Genomic DNA, 26,451 nt, shown 5'->3' on the forward strand with positions numbered 1-26,451 from the left:
CGATGGGCACCGTGTGCAGGGGTGGCTCTGCTGCCTTCGTTTTAGAGGCCGAGTTCGCTCCACAGCGTGTCGATGCGCTGTTTCACCGCATCATCCATGACGATCGGGCGACCCCATTCCCGATACGTCTCACCGGGCCATTTGTTGGTGGCGTCGAGCCCCATCTTCGAACCAAGTCCTGCGACCGGCGACGCGAAATCGAGATAGTCGATCGGGGTGCGATCGACGAGCACCGTATCGCGCGCCGGATCGATACGCGTGGTGATGGCCCAGATGACTTCCTTCCAGTCGCGGATGTTCACGTCTTCGTCGACGACGACAATGAACTTCGTATACATGAATTGTCGCAGGAAGCTCCACACGCCGAACATCACCCGTTTGGCATGTCCAGGGTAGCTTTTCTTCATCTGGACGATCGCCATCCGGTAGCTGCATCCTTCGGGCGGCAGATAGAAGTCGGTGACCTCGGCGAACTGTTTCTGTAACAGCGGCACGAACACTTCATTGAGCGCGACGCCGAGTACCGCGGGTTCGTCGGGCGGCTTGCCGGTATAGGTCGAATGGTAGATCGCGTCGCGGCGCATCGTGATCCGTTCGACGGTGAAAACCGGGAACCACTCCTGTTCGTTGTAGTAGCCGGTGTGATCGCCGTACGGTCCTTCGAGCGCATGCTCGTACGCGGCGCTCGGGCCCTTCGACGGACGCGGCGGCGCACCCGCCGGTGCGGGTTCCGGCGTGCCGCTTTGCGGATAGATAAAGCCTTCGAGGACGATTTCCGCCCGTGCTGGCACCTGCAGTGTATCGACGCCTGGGGTGATGCACTTTGCCAGTTCGGTGCGGCCGCCGCGCAGCAGGCCCGCGAACTGATATTCGGACAGCGTGTCCGGTACCGGTGTGACGGCGCCAAGGATCGTCGCCGGATCGGCGCCGAGCACGACCGCGACCGAATAAGGCTTGCCCGGGTTCTGCAGCGCGAACTCGCGGAAGTCGAGCGCCCCGCCGCGGTGAGCGAGCCAGCGCATGATCAGCTTGTTGCACCCGATCAGTTGCTGACGATAGATGCCGAGGTTCTGGCGCGTCTTGTTCGGGCCGCGCGTGACGGTCAGGCCCCACGTGATCAGCGGGCCGGCGTCGCCGGGCCAGCAGGTCTGGATCGGCAGCTTCGCGAGATCGACGTCGGCGCCTTCCCAGACGATTTCCTGGCAGGGCGGGGCGCTGACCGTCTTCGGCGCCATGTCCCAGACCGCCTTGGCGAGTGAGAACAGCTTGCCGGCGTCCTTGAGGCTCTTGGGCGGCTCCGGTTCCTTCAGGGCGGACAGGAGTCGCCCGACGTCCCGCAGGGACTCTAGCGCGGCGCTATCGCCGTTCTCCGCGCCCGCGTCGATGCCCATGCCAAGGGCGACACGGCGTGGCGTACCGAACAGGTTGCCGAGCACAGGGAACGCATGGTGCTGTTTGCCCTCGAACAACAGTGCGGGGCCGCCGACGCGCAGCACGCGATCGCACAGTTCCGTCATTTCCAGAACGGGCGAGACGTTTTGCGGGATGCGGCGCAGTTCGCCAAGCGTCTCGAGGCGACCGACAAAGTCGCGCAGGTCTTTGTATTTCATCTGGTCCTGATCAAGGCCGCGGCTGGCCGCGAGGTGAAGGCGCGACAGGCAATCGCCGCGCAGGATCGATTGTCGATTTTACCTGCGTTGGCTAACGCACGTTCGAAGGCAAAAGTGAGACCGCCCTGAAAGGGCCATAGCGCGCGGTTTTCGACGCGCTGAACACTGTTCATAATTACAATTAGTTATAACTTTAACTTTTCATAGCGTTGACGATCTATAAAACCCTGTTAGAATCCGTCCACATTGGTTGCAGGTCTTGCATTTTTTGACCACCACCCCGGTCTACTGACGCAACGCGTCACCGTTTGTCGATCCCTGCACGGCATTTGACGGTCTTGCCTGTTGTCCTCGCTGGTGCTTTTTGAGCGCCAGTTTTTTTCGTGTGGGAGCCCCGCCCGCGTGCTTTGCGAGCATGCCGCCGGACCTTTAATGGCTCCCCGAACGGTATTTACCGTTTTCCCGACGCCGCTGTTGCACTGACCAGAGCGCACGGTGTCTTGATTCTGCGAATGGCTGTACGTCGGCCTAGCCGATGCGTTCGCCGCTTCATGCAAATTGGGAGATCCGAATGAGCGCCTGGTTATCGTGGCGTCCCGATGAGCGACTCGCGCAGGTTATGCGCGGTGCATTACGTCGCGGGACGCGTATGAGTCATCACCTGTTCAGCATCGTTGGCGGGTTCGCTGTCGTACTGTCAGTCGCACTTTGGCTGATGCCGACATGGCGCGGCACCCTCGCCGCAAAGCTGATGCCGGTCATTTCTGCCGCTGTGCGGGCAGGTCCCGCGCGTCTGCTGCAAGGCAACCCGCTGCCGTCCTTTGGACCGCCCCCCAGGTCCGATGATTCCCTGTCTTCGAATCAGCCCGTGAGCGTCGATACCGGCAAGAGCGGTTCGACCGCCAACACCAGCTATGATGACGCCTTCGATGGCAGCGGCACCGCCGGGCTCGGCGCAGTGGCGTTGAACGGCCTCGATCCGCGCACCTTGCCAAGCGTCGGCTCGCTCGCGCGCATGATTCCCACCCAGCGTGTTTCTGCCGATGCCCGCGACGATCGCGTCCTGATCTCGACGCGCGAGCAGGATCTCGTCGCTTCCTTTCTTTCCCGCCGCTATCGCGTCGCGCAGGAGCCGGTCGGCGAGCTCGTGAAAGCGGCGTTCGATACCGGTCGCGAAGTGGGGCTCGACCCGCTGCTGCTCCTCGCGGTGATGGCGATCGAATCGGGTTTCAATCCTTACGCTGAGAGCGGGGTCGGCGCGCAAGGCCTGATGCAGGTCATGTCGAAAGTGCATTCCGACAAGTTCGAATACTTTGGTGGCCAGAGCGCCGCCCTCGAGCCGCTCACCAACATCAAGGTCGGCGCGCTCGTGCTGAAGGACTGCATCGCGCGCGGCGGCTCGCTGCCGGGCGGTTTGCGTCTGTACGTCGGTTCGACGTCGCAGGACGACGGCGGTTACGGCGCGAAGGTCATGGCCGAACGTGGCCGTCTGCGTGACGTGGCGCGCGGCCGCAAGGTACCCATCAACGCGCCGCAGGCTCCGACGACGACCGCATCGACGACGCCGGCAACGGGTGCGACGAATCAGGTGAAGCGCGTGCAGGTGACGCTCGACGGCGCGCATCCGCTGAGCGCCTCGAAGACTGTCGCGGCGCACGACAAGTCGCCACAGCAGGACGACGCCAGTTCGAACGGGCAAAAGCATGCGGCGGAACCCGAACTGGGCGCGTAAGTTTCATCGAGCCAACTCACCAGTACCAGCGGTAAAAGAAAAGGGCGCCTTCGGGTGCCCTTTGTCATTCCGTCATTCCGTCATTCCCGCGCGGCGCGGGTTGCCGTAGACGTCGTAGCGCTCAGCGGCCGAACAGCGTCCGCAATCGCTCGACTGCTTCTTCGAGCTTCGCGTAAGCCGTCGCATAGGACAGGCGGATATAGGTCTGCGGCGCGTGCGTGCCGAAGTCTATCCCCGGCACGAGCACGATGCCGGCATCGTGCAGCATCGCCTTCGTCAGCGCTGCACTGTTACCGGCTGCAGGATGCGCGACGTGGGTACAGTCCGCGTAGACGTAGAACGCGCCATCGGGCATTACCGGCACCGAGAAGCCCAGTGACTCAAGGGCCGGCGCGATGAAGTCGCGGCGACGTTTGAACTCGAGACGGCGCCCCTCGTAGATCGCGATCGTGTCCGGTTCGAAGCAGGCGAGAGCCGCGTGTTGCGCCAGCGCGGACGCGCAGATGAACAGGTTCTGCGCGAGCTTCTCGAACGCACTGACCATCGCCGGCGGCACCACCAGCCAGCCGAGCCGCCAGCCGGTCATGTTGAAGTACTTCGAGAAGCTGTTGACCGTGATGACGTCGTCGCCAAACGAAAGCGCCGACACGGGCGGAGCGTCATAACTCAGACCCTGATAGATCTCGTCGACGATCGTAAAGCCACCGCGCGCGCGTACGGCGCTCACCATCCGCTTCAGTTCGTCTGGTTCGATCGAGGTGCCCGTGGGGTTCGAGGGCGAAGCCAGCAGCACGCCGCGTGTGCGTTCATTCCACAGCCGTTCGACATCCGCAGCGGTCAACTGGAAGCGTTCCGCCGGGCCGCTCGGCACGAGCACGGGCTTGCCTTCGGCAGCGGCGACGAAGTGCCGGTTGCAGGGATAGGATGGATCGGGCATCAGCACTTCGTCGTCGCGATCGACGAGCGCCGCGCAGGCGAGCAGTAACGCCGCCGAAGCACCAGCCGTCACGACGATGCGCGCCGGGTCGACCGTGATGCCGTATACCTGCTGATAGTGCGCCGCAATCGCTTCGCGCAGTGCCGGCAGGCCGAGGGCGTTCGTGTACTGCGTGACACCCCGGCGTAAAGCATGCGTGGCCGCCTCGATGACGGGCTCAGGAGCGGTGAAATCGGGCTCGCCGATCCCCATGTGGATAATGTCGCGCCCCTGGCGCTCCAACACGGCGGCTTCCTTGGCCAGTTCCATTACGTAAAACGGCTGGATGGCGTCGACGCGTGCGGCGAGCCGTACCAGAGGTTCTGTCACGGTATTCATACAGATGATTCCAGTTTCTCGAGGACGGCCCCAAGCCGGGCGGTGCCGGACCTTGCCGGCCTCACGTCCACATACAGCGCGGTGATCCGGCCACCGCCGCGGCGGATCAGCGCTTGCGGGCCGCCTGCGTTTCGGCCGCGCGCAGTTGCACCGACAGCTTGTCCAGCACGCCGTTCACGTATTTGTACCCATCTGCGCCGCCGAAAGTCTTGGCGAGTTCGACGGCCTCGTTGATCACAACGCGGTACGGAATGTCGATGTGATTCTTCAACTCGAACGCAGCAACGAGCAGCACCGCGCGTTCGACCGGCGAAAGCTGGTCGATCGGGCGGTCGAGGCACGGCGTCAGGTCAGCCGAGAGCGCTTCGGAATCGCGAATCACGCCGTGCAGCAATGCGTCCAGATGCTCGTGATCGGCCTTGTCGAAGCCCTGCGCGCCGCGCAGTTGCGCGTCGATTTCACCGGCGGGCGCACCCGACAGCAGCCACTGATACAGACCTTGCGTGGCCAGTTCGCGGGAACGTCTGCGAGCGCTCTTCATGCCCGTTCCTCTTCGTCTTCCTCGTCTTCATCTTCGTCGTCGTCATCGCCGTCGAGCTGTTCCAGCGCGACCGCGAGATTCGCCATCTCGACCGCCACACGGGCTGCGTCGCGACCCTTTTCGGTCATGCGCGCGACGGCCTGTTCGTCGGTTTCCGTGGTTAGCACGGCGTTCGCGATCGGCACACCGAAGTCGAGCGTGATGCGCGTAATACCCGCACCGCTCTCGTTCGACACGAGCTCGAAGTGGTACGTTTCGCCGCGGATCACCGCGCCGAGCGCGATCAGCGCGTCGAACTGGCCGCTTTCGGCGAGCTTTTGCAGCGCAAGCGGGATTTCCAGTGCGCCCGGCACAGTGACGAGCAGGACATCTTCGCCGGTCACGCCGAGGCGTTCGAGTTCTTCGATGCAGGCGTCGGCGAGGCCGTTGCAGACGGGTTCGTTAAAGCGCGACTGGACGATGCCGATGCGTAGGCCGTCACCGTCGAGATTCGGTTGGTATTGTCCGATTTCCATATGTGATCCGTAGTGTTTGGGAGGGGCTAGGGTGAGCGGTAAGTATCCGGGTGATCAGCCCTGCGCTTGCGCGGAGCCAGGCGGGCAGTTCGCCGACTTGCTGCCGGGCATTGGCACGAAGCCCGTAACCTCGAGCCCGTAGCCCGACATGGTGCCCAGCTTGCGAGGGTTCGACAGAACCTGCATCTTGCCGACACCCAGTTCGCGCAGGATCTGCGCGCCGATGCCGTAGGTCTTGAAATCGACCGGACGACGTTTCAGCGCTTCGGCGCGTTCTTTCTCGTCGAAGGCCTTGAACACGTCGATCAGGTGGTCTTTCGTGTCGCCGCAATTCAGCAGTACGACTACGCCGAGATCGCGCTCGGCGATTTCTTTCATCGCGGCGTCCAGCGTCCACGAGTGGGTCGAGGCGCCGACTTCCAGCAGGTCCAGCACCGAAAGCGGTTCGTGCACGCGCACAGGCGTATCGCGCTCCGGCGTGGGGGTCCCGCGGACCAGCGCAATATGCGGCGAGCCGCTTGGCTGGTCGAGGTACATGACCGCGCGGAACGGGCCGTGAGCGGTCTGCATAGTGCGTTCGCAAATGCGCTCGACGATCGATTCGGTGCGGCTGCGGTAGTGGATCAGGTCGGCGATCGTGCCTACCTTCAGGCCGTGTTCCTGCGCGAATTCGATCAGGTCGGGCAGGCGTGCCATCGTGCCGTCGTCCTTGATGACTTCGCAGATCACCGCGGCCGGCGTGAGACCCGCGAGCGCTGTGAGATCGCAGCCGGCCTCCGTGTGGCCGGCGCGCACCAGCACGCCGCCGGGTTGGGCCATGATCGGGAAGACGTGGCCCGGCTGGACGATATGCTCCGCGCGTGCGTCGTGCGCAACGGCGGTGGCGATGGTGCGGGCGCGATCCGCTGCGGAAATGCCGGTTGTCACGCCCTCGGCCGCCTCGATGCTGACGGTGAATGCCGTGCCGTACTGCGTGCCGTTGCGGTACGTCATGAGCGGCAGGTTGAGGTGCTTGCAGCGCTCCTGCGTAAGCGTCAGACAGATCAGGCCACGGCCGTAGCGGGCCATGAAATTGATCGCTTCCGGTGTGACGAATTCGGCGGCGATCACCAGGTCGCCCTCGTTTTCGCGGTCTTCTTCGTCGACGAGTATCACCATCCGGCCGGCTTTCAGTTCGGCGATGATCTCAAGTGTGGAGGCGAGCGTCATGTTGGCGAGAATGTCGGGAAAGTGCGTATTTTACGCCACGCGGACGGGCGCGTCGTCACTGGCCGGACGGCATAGCCCGTCTGGCCAGTGACGACGAATGAAGTGCGACGCGTAAGCTGTCCGACAAGAGGTGCCGGCCAGCCACGGCGTCGCGCGAAAACCCGCGGTGCGGAATGCCAGGCAGCCGTTATTTCGGCGCGTTCATCATCCGTTCGACGTAGCGCGCGATCAGGTCGATTTCCAGGTTGACCTGGCTGCCAGGCTCGAGGTTCTTGAGCGTCGTGACCTGAACCGTATGCGGAATCAGGTTGATCGAAAACTCACTGCCGCCGTCCACGTCCTTGACCGAATTGACGGTCAGGCTCACGCCGTTGACGGTGATTGAACCTTTGTAGGCAAGATAGCGGCCGATCTCACGCGGGGCCAGCACGCGCAGTTCATGCGATTCCCCGACCGGCGCGAAATGCAAAACCGTGCCCAGACCGTCGACGTGACCGGAGACGATATGCCCACCCAGCCGGTCATGTGCGCGCAGCGCCTTTTCCAGGTTGACTTCGCCGGTTTGACCGAGGCCTGCCGTGCAGTTCAGGCTCTCGCGCGAGACGTCGACGTCGAACGTACGCGCGGTCTTTTCGATGACCGTCATGCACGCGCCCTGAACGGTGATGCTGTCGCCGAGCTGGACGTCCTCGAGGTCGAGGCTTCCGGCGTCGATCGACAGACGTACGCCCGCATCGCCTGCATTGCCGAGCGGCGTGACTGATTCGATGCGGCCGACCGCCGCGACGATTCCTGTAAACATCGTGCTGGTTCCTTGTTCAGTGCGAAGGTTCATGCGGCACGAGCCGCGCGAGAATTCGCAGGTCGTTGCCGATGCGGTCGACCGTATGAAATTGCAGCTGCACACGGCCGCTGAGCGAGGCCGGAGCAACGAGATTGAACATGCTCATCGAGTCCATGCCGAGCAGGCTCGGTGCAAGGTAGACGAGCAGTTCGTCGACGCAGCCCTCGCGCAGCAGCGAGCCGTTCAGCTTGTAGCCCGCTTCGACGTGCAATTCGTTGACGCCCCGCTCGCCGAGCACTTTCAGCATGGCCGGCAAATCGACCTTGCCGCTGGCATTCGCGAGCTGGACGATTTCTGCGCCACGGTCGTGCAGCGCCTCGGCGCGCTCGGCGTGACGCTCGTCGAGATTGCCGCAGAAGATCAGCGTCGGCGCGCCGGCGAGGATCTGGGCTTCCAGCGGCACGTCGAGCTGGCTGTCGATCAGCACGCGTTTGGGTTGGCGTGGCGTATCGACGGCGCGCACGGTCATGCGTGGATTGTCTTCCTTGACGGTGCCGATGCCGGTCAGAATCGCCGACGCACGGGCGCGCCACGCATGGCCGTCGGCGCGTGCGGCCTCGCCGGTGATCCACTGGCTTTCGCCCGAGGGCAGGCCGGTGCGCCCGTCGAGCGATGCCGCGACCTTCATCCGCACCCACGGGCGGCCGCGCGTCATGCGTGACACGAAGCCGATGTTCAGCTCGCGCGCTTCATTGGCGAGCAGCCCGCAGCGGACCTCGATGTCGGCATCGCGCAGCATCGTGAGACCGCGTCCGGACACCTGCGGATTCGGGTCCTCCATCGCGGCGATCACGCGCTCGACCTGCGCGTCGATCAACGCGTGCGCGCACGGCGGCGTGCGGCCGAAGTGGCTGCATGGCTCGAGCGTGACGTAAGCGGTCGCGCCTCGCGAATCGTGTCCGCGCGAACGCGCGTCCTTCAGCGCGCGTATTTCGGCATGGTCCTGGCCGGCCGGCTGGGTGAAGCCTTCGCCGATTACCTCGCCGTTCTTCACCAGCACGCAGCCGACGCGCGGGTTCGGGTCGGTCGTGTACATGCCGCGCTTCGCAAGGGCGAGCGCGCGTTCCATATGGACGAAATCGGTTTGCGAGAACATCGGCGTCGTGTCGGTTTCAGGTCGGACCAGGTTCAGGCAGCGAGCGCAGCAAAGGCACTGCGCGCGGCGGCGACGGTTTCGTCGACGATCGCGTCGTCGTGGGCGATCGACACAAAGCCCGCTTCGTATGCCGACGGCGCGAAGTACACGCCTGCGTCGAGCATCCGGTGGAAGAACGCGTTGAAACGAGGCACGTCGCTCTTCGTGACCTGCGCAAAGCTCGCGGGGATCGCATCGGTGAAATACAGGCCGAACATGCCGCCAAGCGAATCCGCCGCGAACGGCACCTTCGCTTCACGGGCCGCCTGGGCGAGGCCCTTCACGAGGCGCGCCGTCTGCGCGCTGAGCCGGTCGTAGAAGCCGGGCGCCTGGATCAGCTGCAGCGTCTTCAGACCTGCCGCGACCGCGATCGGATTTCCCGACAGCGTGCCCGCCTGATACACGCCGCCAAGCGGCGCGAGGTGAGCCATGATGTCGCGGCGGCCGCCGAATGCGGCGGCCGGCATGCCGCCGCCAATCACCTTGCCGAGGCACGTCAGATCCGGCGTGATGCCGTACACCTGCTGCGCGCCGCCGAGGGCGACACGGAAGCCGCACATCACTTCGTCGAAAATCAGCACGGCGCCGTATTGGGTACACAGGCGGCGCAGCGCGGACAGGAATTCAGGCGTTGCGCGCACGAGGTTCATGTTGCCCGCAACTGGCTCGACGATCACCGAAGCGATCTCGTCGCCGAACGCCTTGAACGCTTCTTCGAGTTCCGCGACGTTGTTGTATTCGAGAACAGTCGTGTGTTTCGCGATATCGACCGGCACGCCCGCCGAAGTCGGATTGCCGAACGTCAGGAGACCCGAGCCGGCCTTCACGAGCAGGCTGTCCGCATGGCCGTGATAGCAGCCTTCGAACTTGACGATGCGGCTGCGGTTGGTAAAGCCGCGGGCGAGGCGCAGAGCGCTCATTGTCGCTTCCGTGCCGCTCGACACCATGCGGACCTGTTCGATCGACGGCACCAGCTTGCAGATTTCTTCGGCGATTTCCACTTCGGACTGCGTCGGCGCGCCGAACGAGAAGCCGTTCACCAGCACCCGCTGGACCGCTTCGAGCACTTCCGGATGTACGTGGCCGACGATCATCGGCCCCCAGGAGCCGATGTAGTCAATGTAGCGCTTGCCGTCGGCGTCCCAGAAGTACGCGCCCTCTGCGCGTTCGATGAAGCGCGGCGTGCCGCCGACCGAACGGAAGGCGCGCACGGGCGAATTGACGCCGCCCGGGATGGTGAGCTGGGCGCGTTCGAAGAGAGCTTCGTTCCTGGAATTGCTGGACATGGACTTTGGACCTGCCTGTTGTGATCTGCCTGATCGGGAAGCACAGAAGCGCGCGATGCCAGAGGCGGCGGGCGGCTTGTCCGCCGGTCGCAGGCATTGCGGCGGCTGGATGGATATCTGAAATTGTACCGGAGTCGTGCGTGCGAAGGCTGCCAGCCGGACGAGGCGGGTGGCGCGGGTGATTGCTGCCGCCGCGGGCGCCTGCGGGAGTCCCCTTGCGGGGAACGATCACCGCCGTCCGTCCGGGCGTCGCGTACAATTAGGGCGCTGTCGTCGCAGTCGTTTCTCATGGTTCGCCGCCTGTGCGGTCGAGCCGCTTCTTCCGGATTCCCATGTCTCACGTCGCCAGACGCCGGCCCGATGGCCGGCTGATTCTGTTGCTCGGTGCGCTTGCCGCATGCGGGCCGATCTCCATCGACATGTATCTGCCGAGCCTCCCGTCGATCGCCCAGGCGTTCTCGGTGGCGGCGGGCGCGGCGCAGTCGACGCTGACGAGCTTCATGTTCGGCTTTTCGATCGGCATGCTGCTGTACGGCCCGTTGTCGGATTCGTTCGGCCGGCGGCCGGTGCTGCTCGGTGGGATCGTGATGTACGTGCTTGCCAGCGTCGCATGTGCGCTGTCGTTCTCGATCGGCTCGCTGATGCTGTTTCGCTTCGTGCAGGCGCTGGGCGCCGGCGCGGCTTCAGTGCTCGCGCGCGCGATCGCCCGCGATGCCCACGAGCCGACCGATGCCGCCCGCGTGTTGTCGATGCTGGCGATCGTGACGTCAATCGGTCCGTTGCTTGCGCCGCTGATCGGTGGCCAGTTGCTGCTGCTCGGTGGCTGGCGTGCCGTATTCGTGACGCTGACGATCTTCGGCGCCGTCTGCGCAGTGACAGCATTCCTGCGCGTGCCGGAAACCTGGCCGCGTGAAAAGCGCGCGAGTTCGGCTGTGCTGCAATCGTTCGCGGCGTACGGCAAGCTGCTGCGAGATCCGGTTGCGTGGGGGCACATGCTGTGCGGCGGCATGGCGTTTGCGTCGATGTTCGCGTACATCACGGCGACGCCGTTCGTGTACATCGAGTATTTCCATGTGTCGGCGCAGCACTATGGGTTTCTGTTCGGCCTGAACATCATCGGCATCATGTTGGGTAACCTCCTGAACACCCGGTTTGTCGGCCGGCTCGGCCCGCTGCCGATCATCTCGTTCGCCGCGACGATCAGCACCGTGGCGTCGCTGTTCGTTGCGCTCGTTTGCCTGACGGGGTGGGGCGGCTTGTGGTCGATCGTTGCGGGGCTGTTCTTCGTGGTCGGCGTGGTGGGTGTGCTGGCAGCCGATTGCACGACCGAATTGATGCACCGCTATCCGCGCAACGCCGGCGCGGCAGCGGCCGTGTTCGGCGCGATGCAGCTCGCGCTGGGCGCGGTTGCAAGCGTCGCGGTCGGACTCTGGCAGGGCGGCACGCCGAAGGGCATGGGCGCGACGATCGGCGTCACGGGGCTGCTCTGTTACGTAGGGAGGTGGCTCGTCATCCGCTGGCATGGCCGGCCGTTGCCCGGCGTGCGGGTGAGCCAGGGCTAGCGGTTCGCGGCGCAGCGCAAGGTCTCGGGCAATAGCCCGCAAATGATGATGTTGTTGCCGGTGGCGAGCACTCGCAGAACCATAAGACAGCAATAAAAAGCGCCCAGGCCGGGCGCTTTTTTACTGCAGGTAACCAGACGAAAAGCCCTGCTCACTCCTTCGCCGAAGATGCCGCCCCGTGGCTTAGCCAGTCGAGCACCGCGGTGGCATCGTCGTCGGCGCCCTCGCGTACTTTCGCGACAGCTTCGCTGACTTCGGCATCCGGCATCGCGCGCCGGATTGCAACGCCGACCGCAAGAATGTCGATCATCACCAGATGCAGGATGCGAGAAATCATCGATAGCTGCGATTCGCGCATCTCGATGTGATCGGTTTCCAGCGCGACAGTTGCGCGTTTCGCGAGCGGCGTATTGCTCGACGTGATCGCGATCACCTGCGCACCCGCCTGCATCGCGACTTCGAGCACGCGCAGCAACTCGGGCGCGCGGCCCGATTTCGACACGGCCACGATCACATCGCCCTTGCCGAGCAAGGCGGCCGACGCGGCCTGCATGTACAGATCGCCGTAGGCAATCGTCGGAATGCCGAAGCGGAAGAACTTGTAGTGTGCGTCCTGCGCGACGATGTTCGAATTGCCAAGCCCGTAGAACTCGATCCGCCGTGCGCCATTCAACAGATCGATGGCGCGCTCGACATGCTCGAAGTTCAGATGCTCGCGCAACTGGAGGATCGCCGAGACTGTGTTGTCGAGCACCTTCGCGCCGAAGTCGGTCGCGGTGTCACCCAGATGCACCTGGCTGTGGCTGACCGGAATCGTGCCGGTCAGGCCAGTCGCGAGTTTCAGCTTGAAATCGGACAGACCCTGGCAGCCGAGCGAGCGGCAAAAGCGGATCACCGTCGGCTGGCTCACATCGGCCTTGCGCGCGATATCGACGATCGGATCATTGATGATCGAGCGCGGATGATTCAGCGCGAGATCGGCAACGCGCCTTTCAGCGGGCGTAAGCGCATCACGCATCTGACGGATGCGCTCGAACACGGCCGACGAACTGCCACCGGCGCGATTCGAAAGCTGCTCCGCAAGAATCGCCGACACGCCGAGAAACGCCGGATACTGCGCGGTAATCACATACGTGGGCACGTTCGACAGATACGTTTCGAAGCGGCCTTTCGCCTCGAAGCGCTTGCGGAACGACGAGCGCGCGAACAGTTCGCCGAGCCGCGGCACGACGCCGCCGCCGATATAGATGCCGCCGAGCGAGCCGAGCGTCACCGCGATATTGCCCGCGAAGGTGCCGAGAATGCCGCAGAAGCAGTCGACCGTTTCAGCGGCGAGCGGCTCGCCCTCGAGCGCACGCGTGACGACCCCGGACGTATCGACCGATGCCGGCACGCGCTTCTTGTCCCGTGCCGACAGAGCGCGATAGATCAGTTCGAGACCGGGGCCCGCCGCCACACGTTCGAACGATACATGCGACCACTTCTTGCGCGCGAATTGCATCACGATGTCTTCGCGTTCGTCGGACGGCGCGAACGTGGAGTGACCGCCTTCGCTGCCGAGCGCGATCCAGCGGTCGTCGGCGGGAATGAGGCCCGATACGCCAAGACCCGTGCCCGCACCGAGCAGGCCGATCACGCTGTTCTGCCGGCGCTGGCCGCCCCCTACCTGCACGCGCTGCGAGTCCGTGAGTCCCGGCAATGCCATCGCGAGCGCGGTGAAGTCGTTGACGACCAGCAGCGTGTCGAAGCCGAGTGCGCGGCGCGTCGCTTCGATCGAAAAGGTCCAGTCGTGATTGGTCATGCTGACCTGATCGCCGTCGACCGGATTCGCAATCGCAATGGCTGCGTGATTCACGCGGCCGATCTTCGTGTCCTTCAGGTACTTCTTGATGACTTCGGCGACGCCGGGATAATCCGCGCACGGGTACACCAGCACGTTGACGATTTCGCCCGGGCCCGTCTCGAGGGCGAAGCGCGCATTCGTACCACCGATGTCGGCGAGAAGCCTCGGTCCATCGGCGTGCTGGCCCGCGCCCGGGACAGACTTAGTTTGCACACCAGTAGACATCGAGTCTCACTCCCTTGTCATTTGCCAACTTCGAGATGGCATTTTTTTGTGGCGCAGCCGCTGCCTCTTGCAGCACGTCGAGCTTGCGCGGTCCGGCGATCAGCAGATACAGATGTCCCACCTGTTGCAACGCGGAAAGCGACCAGCTCACACGCGCATGCGGCGCATTGCCCGGGTGCACGGCAACGAAGCGCTCCGGCGTGGTGATCGCGTGATCCCACTCGGGCGCGTCCGCGAAGATCGATGCCGTATGACCGTCTTCGCCCATGCCGAGCACCGCGACGTCCGGCACGCGGCGCAACGGGTCGGCGTTGAGCCGCGCGATATGAGCGTCGAGCTGCTGCGTCGTATCGACGAGCGGCCAGAAGGCGGCATCGCGCGCGGCGTGCCGAAGCAGTGTTTCGTGGGCGAGACGCGCATTGCTGGCGTTGTCCGTTTCCGGCACCCAGCGGTCGTCGACCAGCGTCACATCGATCTGCGCCCAGTCGAAAGGTTGAGTCGACAACGTCTGCAGGAACGGGCGCGGACTGGTGCCGCCGGACACTGCAAGCGTCGCGCGGCGCACGCCGGTCTCGCGCGCGCTCGCCTGTGCGGCAAGCGACGCATGTAACGCGTCACCCACCGCCTTCGCCAGCGCGTCGGATTGGGCGCGCGGGTCGTCGAAAGCGTGAAGCTCGATCACTTCTCCTCCATGCTGCTTTCTTGTTGGTCTACGGGTGTACGTCGACCGTTTCCCGCTGCGGCCTTCAGGCAATCACCTCATGCCATCACTTCAGGCTTGTGCACTGCGGGGCTGCTGCAGGTCCGGTTCAACCCGCTTCAATATTTGCCAATGCGGCGTCGCGACAGGCGAGGTCGTGCGAAAGCCGTACGCGGCCTCGCGTTACCACGACGTCAGTTCTCTTCTTCCAGCCAGCAGGTGCCATGCTGCGCGAGCATCGCACTCGCTGCCGCCGGCCCCCAGGTACCCGCCGCATACGGCTTCGGCGGTTTTTGCGAACTACTCCACTCATTCAGGATCGGCTCGACCCAGCGCCATGCGGCTTCCTGTTCGTCGCGTCGCACGAAGAGCGCGAGGCGGCCGTTGATCACGTCTAGCAACAGACGCTGATATGCCTCCATCTGGCCTTCGCGGAAGAACCGGTCGAACGCGAGGTCGAGGTGCACGCTTGCCAGGTTCATGCCTTCGCCGGGCTGCTTGGCAAGGCAATACAGACGAATCGTCTCGTTCGGCTGCAGACGGATGACAAGACGGTTCGCGCCTGGACGAAGGGCCGTCGGTCCCAGCGCCGAATGCGGCACCGGACGGAAATTGACGACGATCTCCGCCACGCGATCCGCGAGCCGCTTGCCGGTGCGCAGAAAAAACGGCACGCCGGACCAGCGCCAGTTCTCGATTTCCACCTTCAGCGCGACAAAGGTTTCCGTCGTGCTTTCCGGCTTGACGCCAGGTTCGGATGCATAGCCCGGCACCGGCGTGCCACGGATTCCGCCGGCATGATACTGGCCCCGCACGGCAACCTTGCCGATCTCGTTCGGGTCGACTCGTTTCAGCGCGCGCAGCACACGCAGCTTTTCATCGCGGACCGAATCGGAATCCATCGAATGCGGCGGCTCCATCGCGACAATCGAGAGCAGTTGCAGCAAATGGTTCTGCACCATGTCGCGCAGCGCGCCGGTATTGTCGTAGAAATCGCCGCGGGCTTCGACACCCAGTTCTTCCGCGATCGTGATCTGAATGCTTTCGACCCACTCGCGACGCCACAGCGGCTCGAAGAGCGCATTGCCGAAACGCAGCGCGAGCAGGTTCTGCACCGGCTCTTTCCCGAGGTAGTGGTCGATCCGGTAGATCTGCTCTTCCGCGAAGATTTCGCCGACTGCATCGTTGATCGCGTTCGATGACCGCAGGTCGTAGCCGAGCGGCTTTTCCAGCACAATGCGGGCGTTTTCGTTCAGCCCGACCGAGGCGAGCGCATGACAGATCGGCACGAACAGCGACGGACCCGTCGCGAGATAGAACACGCGGATGCCGGGCAGGTTGCTCACCGCATCGCGCAGCACCGTGAAGTCTTCGGCTTTGCCCAGGTCGAGCTTCACATAGAGGATGCGCTCGAGAAAGCTCGCCCACGCGGCTTCATCGAGACCCTCCTTCGACACATGCGCCTTGACGTGTTCGTTGACCCACTGCAGATAACTGTCGCGGTCTTCCTCATGACGCGTGACCGCCACGATCCTGCCGCTTGCCGCCAGCATGCCTGCACGGTGTGCTTCATACAGTGCAGGCAGTATCTTGCGCATCGACAGGTCGCCGGTTCCGCCGAAGAGAACGAAGGTGAAACTTGAATCGGTTTGCATGTGTCTCCGTCGATGTCCTGGGGCCGCGGCAGGCGACCGTAGTCCGATAAAATTTTTTTTTGACACTGAATTGTAGTTTAACTACAATCCAAATCAAGAGGTAACGCTAATTCGAATAAAAAAGCGTGCGCTGCATGGCGAGATACGCGTTTTCCCGAATCAGCGAAGCGTCCCTGCATGTTAACGGACATTGCGTTTCAGTATGGTCTGGCGGGTCTTCCAGCCGGCTTGCTGCAGGCGGGTATCCAGCTTCATGTGCGGCCCGCCCTCGAGTCTGCAGCGCGCCACAGCGAGCAGGCAAAAACCAGAAGAGGAGACAGTCAGTTGCACCCAGAACCACTCATCTCTTGAGCGTCCAGCGGCCGGATTCCGGTGCGCCGGCCATGCACACGCATCGGCTGCCCGACGTTCGACCGCCCTTGTTTTGCCTGTTTGACCAACCACCGCACCCTGTCTAACCAGGGGCATCCGTTTTTTTCAGGTGTCTGGAGGAGATAAGCAATGAAATTTCGCACGATCATGGGCGCTCTGTGCGCCGCAGGTCTGATGTGTGGCGTGTCGGCTGTGCAGGCGGCCGAGTCGGTCGAAGTGCTGCACTGGTGGACTTCGGGCGGCGAATCGAAGGCCGTCGGCGTCCTGAAGGACGACATGACGAAGCAGGGCTACACGTGGAAAGACTTCGCGGTCGCAGGCGGCGCAGGCGCGGCAGCCATGACGGCACTCAAGACACAGGTGATCTCGGGTAACGCGCCGAGCGCAGCCCAGATCAAGGGTCCGCTGATCCAGGAATGGGCGCAGCAAGGCGTGCTGGTGCCGATCGATACAGCGGCTGCCGACTGGAAAAAGAACCTGCCGCCGGAAATCGACAAGATCATGCGCGCGGACGGCCACTATGTCGGCGCACCGTTCTCGGTGCACCGCGTGAACTGGCTGTACATCAACAAGGCTGCGCTCGAGAAGGCAGGCGGCAAGGTCCCGACCACGTGGCCTGAGTTCTTCGCCGTCGCTGACAAGATGAAGGCAGCCGGCATCCAGCCGATCGCGATGGGCGGCCAGCCGTGGCAAGACCTGACGCTGTGGGAAGACGTCGTGCTGTCGCAGGGTGCGGACTTCTACAGGAAGGCGCTGGTCGATCTCGACGAGAAGACGCTGACCTCGGAAAAGATGGTTGGCGTGTTCGACACGGTCCGCAAGATCCAGGGCTACTTCGACGCAGGCCGTACCGGCCGTGACTGGAACCTCGCGACAGCGATGGTCATCAACGGCAAGGCTGGCATGCAGTTCATGGGCGACTGGGCGAAGGGCGAATTCGCCAACGCCGGCAAGAAGTCTGGTGAGGACTATGTCTGCGCCGCAGTGCCGGGCACGGAAAAGGCCTATACGTTCAACGTCGACTCGTTCGTGTTCTTCCAGCAGAAGGGCCAGAAGGCGGCAACGCCAGGTCAGCTCGCACTGGCGAAGACGATCATGTCGCCGGAGTTCCAGGAGCAGTTCAGCCTGTACAAGGGTTCGATCCCGGTCCGCCTCGGCGTGCCGATGGACAAGTTCGACGATTGCGCGAAGAAGTCGTACGCGGATGAACAGATCGCCATCAAGTCGGGCGGCTATGTTCCTTCGCTGGCGCACGGCATGGCTCAACCGGATGCAGCTGCCGGTGCGATCTCCGACGTCGTCACGAAGTTCATGAACTCGCAGCAGGATTCGAAGAGCGCAGTCGCAGCGCTCGCGAAGGCAGCGAAGACGAAGTAACGCGCGAAGTAAAGCGCGAAGCAGGCGCAGCGGCGCGCTTCACTGCCTGTCCATGCAGGCGTGAAGCGCGCCCTTCAGGCAACACGGCTTGACCACGGGGTTTTGCGGGCAAGCTCACGTAGAGTCACACCTGAGCCGGCAAGGCGCCGCGTGCGGTAGGCGCGCTCACCTGGCGGCACAGTTTCAGCAGGAGTCGAGTAGTGACTGCTTCTATCAGCGGAAACGGGAAGAAGACGGCCTCCGTTACCCGCCGCACGTCGCCGACCGCGGCGCTCGCCGATCGCTGGATTCCGAAGCTGGTGCTCGCACCCAGCGTCGTAATCAGCCTCATCTTTGTGTATGGTTTCATCCTGATTACCGGCTATCTGTCGCTCTCCAGTTCGCGACTGATGCCACGCTTTGAGTTCGCCGGCCTCGAGCGGTATCGGGAACTCTTTGACAACGACGTCTTCTGGACGTCGGCTGCGAACCTCGGCTGGTTCGGCATTCCGTTCATCGGCATCTGCATCGGGCTGGGGCTTTTCCTCGCCATCCTGCTCGACCAGCAGATCCGTAACGAAGGCGCGCTGCGCGCCGTGTTTCTGTATCCGATGGCGTTGTCGTTCATCGTGACCGGCACTGCGTGGCAGTGGATCATGACGCCGAGTATCGGCATCGAAAAGGTGTTCCACGACTGGGGCTGGACGAGTTTCTCGTTTAACTGGCTGGGCGACCCTGACAGGGCGATCTTCTGTGTGGTGATCGCGGCCGTCTGGCAGTCGACGGGCTTCGTGATGGCGCTTTTCCTGGCTGGCCTGCGCGGCGTCGACGCTGAAATCTTCAAGGCCGCGCAGATGGACGGCGCGGGACTGCCCACCATCTATCGCAAGATCGTGATTCCGAGCATGCGCCCGGTGTTCTTCTCGGTACTGCTGATTCTCTGTCACATCACGATCAAGACCTTCGACCTTGTCGTCGCATTGACGGCGGGTGGCCCGGGGACGTCGTCGTCGCTGCCGGCCATCTTCATGTACACGTTTTCGTTTAACCGCGGGCAGCTTGGCGTCGGCGCAGCGTCGTCGATCATGATGCTCGCTACCGTTGTGGCCGTGCTCGTGCCGCTGATGTATCTGGAATCGAGGAGCACCCGCAATGCCTAAGATGACGTTAAGCCGTGCCGTCATTTATGCGGCCCTGGTTCTGTTCGCGCTGTACTTCCTGTTTCCGTTGTATGTGATGCTGTCGACGTCGTTCAAGGACATCGACCAGCTGCGCACGGGCAACCTGCTGACGCCGCCAACCACCTGGACCTTTGCGCCCTGGATCAAGGCATGGAGCGGGGCGTGTACCGGCGTGCGTTGCGACGGCATGCAGCCGTTCTTCATGAACTCGGTGCGGATGGTGATTCCGGCCGTGCTGATCTCGTCGATCATTGGTGCGTTCAACGGCTATGTGCTCACGCACTGGCGCTTCCGCGGCGCCGATCCGATCTTCACGATGCTGCTGGTCGGCTGCTTCATTCCGTTCCAGGCGATCCTGCTGCCGATGGCGCGCCTCGAAGGCATCCTGGGTCTGTCGAATAGCATTACCGGCCTCGTGGTCGTGCACGTCATCTACGGCATCGCGTTCACGACGATGTTCTTCCGCAACTTCTACGTGAGCGTTCCGGCTGAGCTCGTGAAGGCGGCGCGCATCGACGGTGCGGGCTTCTTCACGATCTTCACGAAGATCCTGCTGCCGGTGTCGCTGCCGATTTTCATGGTCTGCCTGATCTGGCAGTTCACGCAGATCTGGAATGACTTCCTGTTCGGTATCGTGTTCTCCGGAGTCGACTCGATGCCGATCACAGTGGCGCTGAACAACCTCGTGAATACGTCGACGGGCGTGAAGGAATACAACGTCGACATGGCCGGCGCGATCATTGCCGCGCTGCCCACGCTGCTCGTCTACATCGTCGCCGGCCGCTACTTCGTGCGTGGCCTGACGGCGGGCGCGGTGAAGGGCTGATCGAGACTTAAGAACGCCGCCCGCGCACACGATGCGCCGGCGGCCCGAACACGGCATCCGGCCGGCATCGGCGGGACGCAAGAGACGCAGTACCAGAGACTAGAGGAATCACAGCATGGCAAGCCTTTCCATCCGTGACGTGTACAAGACCTACCCGAACGGGGTGCCGGTCCTGAAGGGTGTCAACATCGACATCGAAGACGGCCAGTTCCTGATTCTCGTGGGCGGCTCGGGCTGCGGGAAATCGACGCTGCTCAACATGATCGCCGGCCTCGAGTCCGTGACGAAGGGCGAGATCCAGATCGACGGCAAGACGGTGAACAACCTGTCGCCGAAAGATCGCGACATCGCCATGGTGTTCCAGTCATACGCGCTGTATCCGTCGATGACGGTGCGCGAGAACATCTCGTTCGGTCTGAACATCCGCAAGGTGCCGAAGACCGAACAGACGCAGATCGTCGATCGCGTATCGAACACCCTGCAGATCCAGCATCTGCTCGACCGCAAGCCCGGCCAGCTGTCGGGCGGTCAACGTCAGCGCGTGGCGATGGGCCGCGCGCTCGCGCGTGATCCGGTGATGTTCCTGTTCGACGAACCGCTGTCGAACCTCGACGCCAAGCTGCGTATCGAGATGCGCTCGGAAATCAAGCTGCTGCATCAACGCCTCGGCACGACGATTGTCTACGTGACGCACGACCAGATCGAAGCGATGACGCTTGGCGACCGCATCGCGGTGATGAAGGACGGTATCGTGCAGCAGTTCGGCGCCCCGCAGGAAATCTACGATTCGCCGTCGAACCTGTTTGTCGCGGGCTTCATCGGCGCGCCGCCGATGAACTTCATCCAGGGCAAGCTGGTGGAGCAGGGCGCGGGCGCCGGCATCGAACTCGATACCGGAGCGAAGCGCAGCGTGCTGAATCTGCCGTTCGACGCGGCGAAGCTGAAGTCGCATGTGGGCCGTGAAGTGATTCTCGGCCTGCGCCCGGAGCGCATCACCGACGCCCGCCATGCGCACAACATGGAAGGCGGCCAGTTGCAGCCGATCGAAGTGAACGTCGACGTGATCGAGCCGACGGGGCCGGACACGCTGGTGTTCGCGCAGGTCAATGGCAAACGGATCGTGAGCCGCGTGCACCCGGGGTCCAACCCGCAGCCGACGCAACCGATGACACTGCTGTTCGATGTGTCGAAGGCGGTGTTGTTCGATCCGGCGAACGAAGAGCGGATCGCCTAAGCTCGAAGCCTGTTTATCGCGAGAAGCAAGACAGGCCCCGATGCGTTCGGAAACGCATCGGGGCCTGTCTTTTTGCATGTGACGCTTCTAGTGCGGCAGTCGCACGTTCAGCTTGTAGGTGGCCAGCCGTGCAACAAGGATGAAGCCGGTGCCGATCAGCACGCTATAAATGGTGTCGAAGTTGATGTAATCGAGCAGCAGATAGATCCAGCAGCCCACGAACGCACACGTGGCATAGGGTCGTGAATCGCGCAGGATCAGCGGCACTTCGTTGCACAGCACGTCGCGAATGACGCCGCCGAATACGCCCGTCAACACGCCCATCATCACCGACGTGAACCACGGCATCTGCGCATCGAGCGCGAGCGACGTGCCGGACACGCTGAAGAGCCCGAGCCCGATCGCATCGGCGATCAGCAGCATGCGCTCTGAGACCACCCGCGAGATCGCTTTGAGCAACATCGGCGCGAAGATCGACAGCGCGAAGATCACGATCACGTAGTCCTGATGCTGAACCCAGTAGAAGGGTCGCCGTTCGAGCAGCACATCGCGTACGGTGCCACCCCCGAACGCCGTCGCGATGGCGACGAGGAATGTGCCGACCGCGTCGAGGCGCCGCGTGCGCGCCTCGATGAAGCCGGAGATCGCGTACGCAAAAATGGCCAGCGCTTCCATGATGGTCAGCGCCAGCGTGAGCCTTGGGTGAATCACCGGCGCTCCGTCAGGGTCTGGGTTGGGCGGGCGCGGCGCCCGGCTGCAGCAGGACGAGCACGGCGCCGGCGCCGCCATCGTGAGGACGTGCCTGACAGAACGCGATCACTTCTTCTTTCTGCACGAGCCAGGCGCGGACCTTGCCCTTCAGGACGGGCTCCTTGCCGACCGAGCCGAGCCCCTTGCCGTGGATCACACGCAGACAGCGCAGCCCACGCTTCACTGACTCGCGGATGAATTCGGCCAGCGCCTCGCGCGCTTCCTCGCGACGCATGCCGTGCAGATCGAGTTGCGCCTGCACGATCCACGATCCGCGGCGCAGCTTGCGCACCACTTCGTGGCTCACGCCGGGGCGGCAATACGACAGCGTTTCGTCCGTATCGAGCAGGATCTCCGGATCGAATTCGTCCGAGATGGCCTCGTGAAGGACGGCCTCTTCGTCGAGCTTCGTCTGAACAGGCAGCGGAGGGGGCGGGTTGCGCGGCTGCGTCGCGCGCGGTGGCACGACAAGCGGCGCGACACTGCCGATCTCGCGGCGGAACAGTTCGGCGTCGGCCGAGGCTTCGCGTTGCGCCGCTACGGCGGCGACGCGCTGACGCTCAAGCTTTTGCGCCTCGCCTTTCAGCGCGTCGCGCAGTGCGCCGAGGCAGGCGAGCCCCGCGGCGGGTTCAGGCAACGGCTTCGCTGGCGCGCTGGGCGTCTCGGCGGGGCGAGGCGCGGCAGTGCGCGCGCGTTTAGGTTCGCTTGGATGAGGCAGGTTTTTCGGCATGACGGTAAGTCGCGCTGCAGCTGCGGTTGGATCGTCGCGCGATGGCTTCCGGATGGGAGCGATCGCCGGGCGCCCGGATGCAAAAAGGGCCGCTTGCCTCGCGGCCGCGGCCCTTTCTATGCGTCGGGGAAGCGCCCTGTCGCTATTTTATCGCTCGGCTTCCGCGCTCATCACGTGTTCGCCGATTCCATCGTTGATGGTTTCCAGGTAGCGCTGTGCGTCGAGCGCGGCCATACAGCCCGTGCCGGCGCTCGTGACCGCCTGACGATACACGTGATCCTGCACGTCGCCGGCGGCGAACACGCCTGGCACGCTCGTGGCGGTTGCGTTGCCATTCAGACCGCCGCTCGTGATGATGTAGCCGTTCTTCATCTCCAGCTGGCCTTCGAAGATGTCCGTGTTCGGCTTGTGGCCGATCGCGACGAACAGTCCCTGCAGGTCGATATCGGTGGTTTCGCCGGTCTTCGTGTGCTTGATGCGCAGGCCGTTGACGCCGCCGTCGTTACCCTTCACTTCGTCAAGCACATGGTTCCATTTGATGTCGACAACGCCTTCCTTTTCCTTCTCCAGCAAGCGGTCGATCAGGATCGGCTCGGCGCGGAACTTGTCACGGCGATGGATGACCGTCACCTTCTTCGCGATGCCGGCGAGGTACAGCGCTTCTTCGACAGCCGTATTGCCGCCGCCGACCACGGCGACGTGCTGCTGCTTGTAGAAGAACCCGTCGCAGGTCGCGCAGGCGGACACGCCGCGGCCCATGAACGCCTCTTCCGACGCGAGGCCCAGGTACTGCGCCGACGCACCGGTCGCGATGATCAGCGAATCGCAGGTGTATTCGGCTGAATCGCCGACAAGGCGAATCGGCTTCTCGTCCAGCTTCGCCGTGTGGATGTGGTCGAAGATGATCTCAGTGTTGAAGCGCTCGGCGTGATCCAGAAAACGCTGCATCAGTTCCGGACCCTGCACGCCGCTCGCATCGGCCGGCCAGTTTTCGACGTCGGTCGTGGTCATCAGCTGGCCGCCCTGCGCGAGGCCCGTGACGAGCACCGGCGACAGGTTGGCGCGCGCGGCGTAGACAGCGGCGGTATAGCCGGCGGGGCCGGAACCGAGAATCAGAACCTTGGCGTGTTTCGTGGGTGCGGGCATGATCGAAATCCGTTTAAAAGCGTCTGCCTCGCCAGTGCGAAGCCGGGTGACTTGTTTCGAAGCAGTAGATGGGTATCAAGGCGACATTATAAAGGTGGGGGCCAGCCGCTGCTTCATGAAGCTTTATCATCGGTGCGATAGCCCCGGCCGCCGGGCGGCGGGGCTGCGCAAACGGGGAACTGGCCGGCTGGCAACGGTTACTGTCATTTACAGCCTTGGATGCGGCACTGCGTTTACAATAGGTTCGATCGAACGAATGGCGGCCGCGCACCCCGTTCCGGGCCGCACACGCAACAGGATCAATGGCAAAAGCTACCTATTCCGCGAACGCGCAGGCATTGCCACACCGCATGTCTCGCCTCTTCACCGAAATCCGCTGGATCTTGCAGGTCGCGCTCGGCGTCTTCCTGTTGATGGCGCTCGTCAGCTATACCCGGCGCGATCCGAGCTGGACCCACGCTGCGCAGGTTGACCACATTTCCAACTGGGCGGGCCGCGTCGGCGCCTGGACTTCTGACATCCTGCTGCTGCTCTTCGGCCTGTCCGCGTACTGGTGGGTCGTCCTGCTGGCGCGGCGAATCTCCGCCAACTACCGCCGCATCACGCACCACGAGGCGCTGCCGGAAGATGCGCCGCGCGACACGAGCTGGATCGCAGAAGCGTTCGCGTTCGTCCTCGTCCTGCTTTCCAGCAACGGCCTGGAGGCGCTTCGCATGTGGTCGCTGAAGGTACCGTTGCCGCGCGCCCCCGGTGGCGTGATCGGCGAAGCGGTTGCACGCGGTGTTTCGCATGCGCTCGGTTTCACGGGGGGCACGCTCGCGCTTCTGATCGCGCTTGCGATCGGGTTGTCGCTGTATTTCCGCTTTTCCTGGCTGTCGGTATGCGAGCGCGTGGGTGAATCGATCATTTCTGCCGTGACGCTCGCCAGGCTGCGCCGCGAGGCCGGCCGCGACCGCAAGCTCGGCGAAGCGGCTGCAGTGAAACGCGAAGGCAAGGTCGAGCAGGGGCGCGTGCGGATCGAGGAACACGAGCCGGTCATGATCGTGCCGCCCGTGGTCACGCCGGCCAAATCGGAGCGCGTCGAGAAAGAGCGTCAGGTGCCGTTGTTCACCGACTTGCCGGGCGATTCGACCTTGCCGCCCATCTCGCTGCTCGATGCCGCGCCGGCCGCCCAGGAAACCATTTCCGCCGACACGCTCGAATTCACCTCCCGGCTGATCGAGAAGAAGCTGAAGGATTTCGGCGTCGAAGTGAGCGTGGTTGCCGCGTATCCGGGTCCGGTTGTCACGCGCTACGAGATCGAGCCGGCCACCGGCGTGAAGGGCAGCCAGATCGTCGGCCTCGCGAAGGATCTGGCGCGCTCGCTGTCGCTGGTGTCGATTCGGGTGGTGGAGACCATTCCGGGCAAGAATTTCATGGCGCTCGAATTGCCGAACCAGCGCCGCCAGACCGTGAGCCTGTCGGAGATCCTCGGCTCGGCGGTCTATGCCGACGCTGCCTCGCCGCTCACCATGGGCCTGGGCAAGGATATCGGCGGCAAGCCGGTCTGCGCCGATCTGGCCAAGATGCCTCACCTGCTGGTCGCGGGTACGACCGGTTCGGGCAAGTCGGTCGGGATCAACGCGATGATCCTGTCGCTGCTGTACAAGGCGAGCGCCGAGCAGGTCCGCATGATCCTGATCGATCCGAAGATGCTCGAAATGAGCGTCTATGAAGGCATTCCTCATCTGCTGTGCCCGGTTGTCACCGACATGCGCCAGGCTGGTCATGCGCTGAACTGGGCGGTTGCCGAAATGGAGCGCCGCTACAAGCTGATGAGCAAGCTCGGCGTGCGTAATCTCGGCGGCTACAACAACAAGATCGACGAAGCGGCCAAACGCGAGGAAAAGATTCCGAACCCGTTCAGCCTGACGCCGGACGATGCGGAACCGCTTACGCGGCTGCCGAACATCGTCGTCGTGATCGACGAACTCGCGGACCTGATGATGGTGGTCGGCAAGAAGGTGGAGGAGCTGATCGCGCGGATTGCGCAGAAGGCGCGCGCCGCCGGTATCCACCTGATTCTCGCCACGCAGCGGCCGTCGGTGGACGTGATCACGGGCCTCATCAAGGCGAACGTGCCGACGCGGATGGCCTTCCAGGTGTCGTCCAAGATCGATTCGCGCACGATTCTCGACCAGCAGGGTGCGGAATCGCTGCTCGGCATGGGCGACATGCTGTATTTGCCGCCCGGCAGCGGTTTGCCCGTGCGCGTTCACGGCGCGTTCGTGTCTGACGAGGAAGTGCATCGCGTCGTCGACAAACTCAAGGAGCAGGGCGAACCGAACTACATCGAGGGCATCCTCGAAGGTGGCCTGGCAGGCGAAGGCGACGAGGGCTCCGCAGGGGGCGCGGGAACCGGCGCAGACGGTGGCGAGTCGGACCCTCTTTACGATCAGGCGGTCGAAATCGTGACCAAAAACCGTCGGGCGTCGATCTCGCTGGTGCAGCGGCATCTGCGCATCGGCTATAACCGCGCTGCGCGGCTGCTCGAGCAGATGGAGCAATCAGGAATCGTTTCCGCGATGTCGTCGAACGGCAATCGCGAGATTCTCGTGCCGGTCCGCGAGGCCGACTGACCGCCAAAGACCGCCGCGGCGCGACCGCGCTGCCTGGCGCCGTCGGCTCTGATTCCATGTATGGAG

General features: G+C 63.6%; 21 protein-coding genes. 7 read left to right on the forward strand and 14 right to left on the reverse strand.

The genetic code is table 11. From position 1 onward, the window contains the following. Positions 1-41 precede the first annotated feature (41 nt). Positions 42-1,610, reverse strand: a complete 1,569-nt coding sequence (locus B0G77_RS10025) for a UbiD family decarboxylase (protein ID WP_133661999.1) — start codon at positions 1,608-1,610, stop codon at positions 42-44. A gap of 571 nt (positions 1,611-2,181) precedes the next feature. Between B0G77_RS10025 and B0G77_RS10030 the strand changes: the two genes are divergently transcribed. After that, positions 2,182-3,342: a transglycosylase SLT domain-containing protein gene (locus B0G77_RS10030; protein WP_133662000.1), complete on the forward strand. Its 1,161-nt coding sequence runs from the start codon at positions 2,182-2,184 to the stop codon at positions 3,340-3,342. A 121-nt stretch (positions 3,343-3,463) separates the two neighbouring features. Here the strand turns inward: B0G77_RS10030 and B0G77_RS10035 are convergent, their stop codons facing one another. From B0G77_RS10035 to hemL, 7 genes are all read right to left on the reverse strand, one after another. Further along, a complete protein-coding gene (locus B0G77_RS10035) occupies positions 3,464-4,657 on the reverse strand; it encodes a pyridoxal phosphate-dependent aminotransferase (protein ID WP_133662001.1) in 1,194 nt (397 codons plus the stop codon). A gap of 106 nt (positions 4,658-4,763) precedes the next feature. Continuing rightward, positions 4,764-5,198 carry a transcription antitermination factor NusB gene (nusB, locus tag B0G77_RS10040; protein WP_133662002.1) on the reverse strand — a complete coding sequence of 145 codons (435 nt, stop codon included), beginning with the start codon at positions 5,196-5,198 and terminating at the stop codon, positions 4,764-4,766. Continuing rightward, on the reverse strand, positions 5,195-5,713 hold the full coding sequence (gene ribH, locus B0G77_RS10045) for a 6,7-dimethyl-8-ribityllumazine synthase (protein WP_133662003.1): 519 nt from the start codon (positions 5,711-5,713) through the stop codon (positions 5,195-5,197). Before ribH ends, nusB begins: the two co-directional genes overlap by 4 nt. 54 nt (positions 5,714-5,767) lie before the next feature. After that, positions 5,768-6,922, reverse strand: coding sequence for a bifunctional 3,4-dihydroxy-2-butanone-4-phosphate synthase/GTP cyclohydrolase II (gene ribBA / locus B0G77_RS10050; RefSeq protein ID WP_133662004.1), 1,155 nt, complete (start codon positions 6,920-6,922; stop codon positions 5,768-5,770). A 187-nt stretch (positions 6,923-7,109) separates the two neighbouring features. Next, complete coding sequence (locus B0G77_RS10055) at positions 7,110-7,724, reverse strand: riboflavin synthase (protein WP_133662005.1); 615 nt, start codon at positions 7,722-7,724, stop codon at positions 7,110-7,112. 16 nt (positions 7,725-7,740) lie between these two features. Beyond that, complete coding sequence (ribD, locus tag B0G77_RS10060; RefSeq protein ID WP_133662006.1) at positions 7,741-8,862, reverse strand: bifunctional diaminohydroxyphosphoribosylaminopyrimidine deaminase/5-amino-6-(5-phosphoribosylamino)uracil reductase RibD; 1,122 nt, start codon at positions 8,860-8,862, stop codon at positions 7,741-7,743. A 32-nt stretch (positions 8,863-8,894) separates the two neighbouring features. Then, positions 8,895-10,187: a glutamate-1-semialdehyde 2,1-aminomutase gene (hemL, locus tag B0G77_RS10065; protein WP_133662007.1), complete on the reverse strand. Its 1,293-nt coding sequence runs from the start codon at positions 10,185-10,187 to the stop codon at positions 8,895-8,897. Positions 10,188-10,519: 332 nt separating this feature from the next. Here hemL and B0G77_RS10070 point away from each other — a divergent pair, with 332 nt between their 5' ends. Beyond that, on the forward strand, positions 10,520-11,749 hold the full coding sequence (locus B0G77_RS10070) for a Bcr/CflA family multidrug efflux MFS transporter (RefSeq protein WP_133662008.1): 1,230 nt from the start codon (positions 10,520-10,522) through the stop codon (positions 11,747-11,749). A 151-nt stretch (positions 11,750-11,900) separates the two neighbouring features. Here the strand turns inward: B0G77_RS10070 and B0G77_RS10075 are convergent, their stop codons facing one another. The 3 genes from B0G77_RS10075 to zwf all read right to left on the reverse strand — a co-directional run bounded on the left by B0G77_RS10075 (position 11,901) and on the right by zwf (position 16,172). Continuing rightward, positions 11,901-13,817 (reverse strand): bifunctional transcriptional regulator/glucokinase, encoded by a 1,917-nt coding sequence (locus tag B0G77_RS10075; protein WP_133662009.1) that lies wholly within the window; start codon positions 13,815-13,817, stop codon positions 11,901-11,903. Next, entirely contained in the window at positions 13,795-14,499 is a 705-nt protein-coding gene (pgl, locus tag B0G77_RS10080) for a 6-phosphogluconolactonase (RefSeq protein WP_133662010.1), read from the reverse strand. The genes B0G77_RS10075 and pgl overlap by 23 nt, the downstream gene beginning before the upstream one ends. Before the next feature lie 212 nt (positions 14,500-14,711). Then, entirely contained in the window at positions 14,712-16,172 is a 1,461-nt protein-coding gene (gene zwf / locus B0G77_RS10085; protein ID WP_133662011.1) for a glucose-6-phosphate dehydrogenase, read from the reverse strand. Between the two features lie 501 nt (positions 16,173-16,673). On the opposite strand from zwf, the gene B0G77_RS10090 reads away from it, so the two are divergent. The 4 genes from B0G77_RS10090 to ugpC all read left to right on the forward strand — a co-directional run bounded on the left by B0G77_RS10090 (position 16,674) and on the right by ugpC (position 21,141). Further along, positions 16,674-17,921 (forward strand): ABC transporter substrate-binding protein, encoded by a 1,248-nt coding sequence (locus B0G77_RS10090; protein ID WP_133662012.1) that lies wholly within the window; start codon positions 16,674-16,676, stop codon positions 17,919-17,921. Between the two features lie 212 nt (positions 17,922-18,133). After that, the gene (locus tag B0G77_RS10095; RefSeq protein ID WP_347814177.1) at positions 18,134-19,060 is read left to right on the forward strand and encodes a sugar ABC transporter permease; all 927 of its coding nucleotides are present in this window, start codon (positions 18,134-18,136) and stop codon (positions 19,058-19,060) included. Position 19,061: 1 nt separating this feature from the next. Beyond that, positions 19,062-19,907, forward strand: a complete 846-nt coding sequence (locus B0G77_RS10100) for a carbohydrate ABC transporter permease (protein WP_133664089.1) — start codon at positions 19,062-19,064, stop codon at positions 19,905-19,907. Between the two features lie 115 nt (positions 19,908-20,022). Then, complete coding sequence (gene ugpC / locus B0G77_RS10105; protein ID WP_133662014.1) at positions 20,023-21,141, forward strand: sn-glycerol-3-phosphate ABC transporter ATP-binding protein UgpC; 1,119 nt, start codon at positions 20,023-20,025, stop codon at positions 21,139-21,141. Between the two features lie 87 nt (positions 21,142-21,228). Here ugpC and B0G77_RS10110 read toward each other — a convergent pair whose 3' ends face one another. From B0G77_RS10110 to trxB, 3 genes are all read right to left on the reverse strand, one after another. Beyond that, entirely contained in the window at positions 21,229-21,849 is a 621-nt protein-coding gene (locus tag B0G77_RS10110) for a trimeric intracellular cation channel family protein (protein WP_133664090.1), read from the reverse strand. A gap of 13 nt (positions 21,850-21,862) precedes the next feature. Then, positions 21,863-22,621: a Smr/MutS family protein gene (locus B0G77_RS10115; RefSeq protein ID WP_133662015.1), complete on the reverse strand. Its 759-nt coding sequence runs from the start codon at positions 22,619-22,621 to the stop codon at positions 21,863-21,865. 147 nt (positions 22,622-22,768) lie between these two features. Further along, complete coding sequence (gene trxB, locus B0G77_RS10120) at positions 22,769-23,767, reverse strand: thioredoxin-disulfide reductase (RefSeq protein WP_133662016.1); 999 nt, start codon at positions 23,765-23,767, stop codon at positions 22,769-22,771. A gap of 302 nt (positions 23,768-24,069) precedes the next feature. Between trxB and B0G77_RS10125 the strand changes: the two genes are divergently transcribed. Then, positions 24,070-26,385 (forward strand): DNA translocase FtsK, encoded by a 2,316-nt coding sequence (locus B0G77_RS10125; protein WP_133662017.1) that lies wholly within the window; start codon positions 24,070-24,072, stop codon positions 26,383-26,385. Positions 26,386-26,451: the final 66 nt, after the last annotated feature.

The organism is Paraburkholderia sp. BL10I2N1 (genome assembly GCF_004361815.1).
Taxonomy (GTDB): Bacteria; Pseudomonadota; Gammaproteobacteria; order Burkholderiales; family Burkholderiaceae; genus Paraburkholderia.